This window comes from Microcystis sp. M53598_WE2 (assembly GCF_030067735.1).
Taxonomy (GTDB): domain Bacteria; phylum Cyanobacteriota; class Cyanobacteriia; order Cyanobacteriales; family Microcystaceae; genus Microcystis; species Microcystis aeruginosa.
On record NZ_JASJFE010000799.1, the window covers coordinates 1 to 3,847 of the forward strand.

At 42.5% G+C, this 3,847-nt stretch carries 4 protein-coding genes and 1 pseudogene; all 5 read left to right on the forward strand.

Translation table 11 applies throughout. The annotated features are described in order from the left end of the window. Window positions 1-263: 263 nt before the first annotated feature. Window positions 264-359, forward strand: coding sequence for a TPR end-of-group domain-containing protein (locus tag PX636_RS22920; protein ID WP_409888327.1), 96 nt, complete (start codon window positions 264-266; stop codon window positions 357-359). A 442-nt stretch (window positions 360-801) separates the two neighbouring features. Then, window positions 802-2,430, forward strand: coding sequence for a hydroxylamine reductase (hcp, locus tag PX636_RS16300; protein WP_288117844.1), 1,629 nt, complete (start codon window positions 802-804; stop codon window positions 2,428-2,430). 85 nt (window positions 2,431-2,515) lie between these two features. After that, on the forward strand, window positions 2,516-3,232 hold the full coding sequence (gene hoxU / locus PX636_RS16305) for a bidirectional hydrogenase complex protein HoxU (protein ID WP_002794250.1): 717 nt from the start codon (window positions 2,516-2,518) through the stop codon (window positions 3,230-3,232). Window positions 3,233-3,240: 8 nt separating this feature from the next. After that, window positions 3,241-3,636, forward strand: coding sequence for a ribonuclease H family protein (locus PX636_RS16310; protein WP_012268006.1), 396 nt, complete (start codon window positions 3,241-3,243; stop codon window positions 3,634-3,636). A 2-nt stretch (window positions 3,637-3,638) separates the two neighbouring features. Continuing rightward, a pseudogene (locus PX636_RS16315) lies at window positions 3,639-3,847 on the forward strand (hypothetical protein); the annotation flags it as partial.

Genomic DNA, 3,847 nt, shown 5'->3' on the forward strand with positions numbered 1-3,847 from the left:
AGAATCGTCGTTCAAAACCTTGCGTCTTCATCGGCCCGCGTCCTGTAGGGGCGAAGCATTCGGACAATAACCTATCGGTGAAACCGTAGATTTTCTATCCGAATGCTTCGCCCATACTTTTTCAGCAAGTCCTAGCCATTCTTGGTGGTTTAACCCCCAATTAAATAAAAGATCTGCGATTCCAAGACATACGGAAATTAGGGATATTCTCGCTAATAAAATCTGCAAAGATATCGGAATACCACTAATCAAATAAATCGTTCATCAGTCTTGATGTCAAATATCAGTATCTGGCGAAAACAGATAAAGATTTTGAGCAGATTCGGGGAGATGAGCGGTTTCAATCATTGCTAAGTTAAGTAAATAAAAAAAGAGATAACTATCTATGTCGAAAGCAATCCCATCATCACAGTTAGGCGATAATAACTCTTAAGTTCCAACTTTCTATCCTAATCAGGAGACCGATTGCTATGACACTGGCAAATACCCACCTAAAAATCGAAAATCTCGCTCATTATATCATAAAAATCACAAAAAATACTTAATTTAATAAGACAACTAAATAATTGTTTAATCAGTAATTCTTGAGGAAATCTAAAATCAGAACCCAACCGGCAAAAAAAGTGAGAGAATAAAAACATAGTTCAGAGAGTAGAGGCTGTCAAGACAAGCTTTCCAGTCGTAAAATCCATAATTCTTGCTGGGTGAGGGCCGATAACTAACTTTCAAAAAAGCAGAATTCAATTTAGTAGAAAAAAATCGCAACAATCTGTCAATCCACTGAAAAAAGAGAGAAAACTTATGTTTTGTGAACAATGCGAACAAACCGCTAGTGGTAATGGTTGTCATCAGTGGGGAGCCTGTGGAAAAAGTCCCGAAGTCAACGCCGTTCAAGACTTATTAGTTTATTGTCTGCGGGGATTAGCATCGGTGGTTTTAAAAGCCAAAGAAGCGGCAATATCTACTCGCGAAGCCGATATTTTTACCTGCGAGTCGCTTTTCGCCACCATGACCAATGTGAACTTCGATCAAAGACGTTTTACCGATTATATTCAGCGTTGTTTAGAGATTCGGGAAAATTTAAAAGCACAATTGGGATCGGTGGAATGGTCTGCACTTGCTAACTATCAGCCTAATTTTAATGAGAGCCTAGTCAGCCAAGGTCAAGAAGTATCCTTAGAACTAATTGAAAAAGTACAAGACCTCGATATTTTTTCCCTAAAGTTAACCGCTATCTACGGAGTTAAAGGTCTTGCTTCCTATACTTTCCACGCTCAGGAATTAGGTCAAGAGGATGACTCAGTTTATCAGGTTATCCAAGAGACTTTAGCGGCAATTGATCGCAGTGATTTAAACCTGAATGATTGGGTGGCAATCTGTCTAAAAGTTGGGGCAGCAAACCTGCGGGCCATGGAATTATTAGATCAAGGTCATACCGAAACCTACGGTCATCCCATACCGACAAATGTTCCCTTAAATCCGCGTCTAGGTAAAGCCATTTTAGTCTCCGGCCATGATATTAAACAATTAGCGGCTTTACTGGCACAAACTACCAATACTGGGATAACAGTCTATACCCACGGAGAATTATTACCCGCCCACGGTTATCCAAAACTAAAAGAAAAATATCCCCATCTCTACGGTCATTATGGCACCGCCTGGCAAAATCAAACTAAAGAATTTGCTAAGTTTCCGGGGGCAATAGTTTTAACTACTAATTGTCTCATGCCCCCCCACGAAAACTATGAAAGTAAACTCTTTACCCTCGGACCTGTGGGTTATGCCCATATTAACCGCTTAGAAACAGTGGACGGTGCGATCGATTTTAGTCCCGTGATTGCTAAAGCGCAGTCATTGCCCGGATTTACTGAAATAAGCGAACCTCGGCAGGTAATGGTGGGATTTGCCCACAATACCGTTCTCAGTGTCGCTGATACGGTGGTTAATGCCCTTAAACAGGGTAAAATCCGTCACTTCTTCCTAGTTGGGGGCTGCGATGGGGCAAAACCCGATCGCAATTACTACACCGAATTTGTGGAACAAGTCCCCGAAGATTGCATCGTTTTAACCCTTGCCTGTGGAAAATTCCGCTTTTTCGACAAACAATTAGGTAGCATCGAAGGATTACCCCGGCTAATGGACGTGGGACAATGTAACGATGCCTATAGTGCCATCAAAATCGCCCTAGGATTAGCCAACGCTTTTAACGTCAGTGTCAATGAGATTCCCCTCTCCCTAATTATCTCTTGGTACGAACAAAAAGCGATCGCTGTACTGCTCACCCTGCTACATCTAGGTATGCAAAATATCCGTCTGGGACCAACTTTACCGGCATTTATCTCCCCTAACGTCCTCAAATTCCTCTCCGATACCTATCATCTGCAGCCGATTACCACCCCCGCAAAAGACTTAGCCGATTGTCTAGGTTAAAACTTTCTGTAAAAATCCCACCCTTGGCCACAAATTGTGGCCTATGGGAAGGAGAGGGATATTATCCTCAAGGAGAATAATTTTTATGTCCGTAATCACTTTAAGCATTGATGGCAAAGATGTAGCGATCGAAGCAGGTTCGCGAGTTCTCGCAGCCGCTAGTCAGGTAGGAATAAAAATTCCTGCCCTCTGTCATCTCGATGGGGTTTCCGAAGTGGCTGCCTGTCGCTTATGTTTGGTAGAAATTGAAGGTATTAATAAATTATTACCTGCCTGTGTAACGGAAGTGGCGGAAGGAATGGTGGTTCACACCGATACCCCAAAACTGAAAGAATATCGCCGCATGACAGTGGAATTATTATTCGCTGAAGGCAATCACGTTTGTGCGGTTTGTGTGGCTAATGGTAACTGTGAATTGCAAGATTTAGCCATCGAAGTGGGTATGGATCATAGTCGTTTTCCCTACCGTTTTCCCAAGCGAGAAGTGGATATTTCCCATCATCTTTTTGGTATCGATCATAATCGTTGTGTTCTCTGTACCCGTTGTGTGCGAGTCTGCGATGAAATTGAAGGGGCGCACGTTTGGGATCTGGCTTATCGCGGCGAAAAAGATAAAATTATCGCGGGAATGGATCAGCCTTGGGGCAGCGTTTCTGCCTGTACTTCCTGCGGCAAATGTGTTGCCGCTTGTCCAACCGGGGCGATATTCCGCAAGGGTTCCGCCGTTTCTGAAAAAGAGGAAGATCGCTCGAAGTTGGAATTTTTAGTTAATGCTAGGACTCAACACCAATGGACGCGTTAAAGTAATCAATGGAGGGTGATAGTGATCGATGGGCGCATTTAGATATCTACGAGCAGAAACTAACCGCCAAGGTAAGGGAGGAATATGATCAGATTATGGATAATAATCAAGATATCCTAGGGATTGCTGCCCAATACGAAATATCGGAGATCGATATCCGACGCGCCAAGGATTATGCTTTTGGATCGGGAGTGTCTCGATATCAATTTTTTCCCGAAGGTTTAATGGTAGCAGCTTGGCGAAGACTCGCTGGCGCTCAAGGGAATAATCTTGATCAGATGTTTCTCAATCATGAAATCTACGAATCTGACTTAGTGATTAATCGAGGTTTTTCGCAGCAACAAGCGCATTTACTGGCACAAAAACAATATCCTTGGTCTGATTCAATTCAGCAAACAAGATAATTATGACCACATCACCCGAATCGCAATTTCTACAAGCCCTAGAAATGTGTCAGTCTCTCTCCAATTTGACGGCGCAATTTTCTAGTATTCCTTGTCGGATAATTGAAATTTTGTCTGATATTAGTCAAGAGCCTAGGGTTTTGTATTCGCTCTTAATTAAATATTCTAGAGAAGTGGATTCCGCTTTAGTTGCCCTAGATATTTATGCCAA

What these genes read in the sequence shown, in the direction of transcription:
- hcp (WP_288117844.1), top strand. Translation starts at nt 802, where the DNA reads ATGTTTTGTGAACAATGCGAACAAACCGCTAGTGGTAATGGTTGTCAT.
- hoxU (WP_002794250.1), top strand. Translation starts at nt 2,516, where the DNA reads ATGTCCGTAATCACTTTAAGCATTGATGGCAAAGATGTAGCGATCGAA.
- PX636_RS16310 (WP_012268006.1), top strand. Translation starts at nt 3,241, where the DNA reads ATGGAGGGTGATAGTGATCGATGGGCGCATTTAGATATCTACGAGCAG.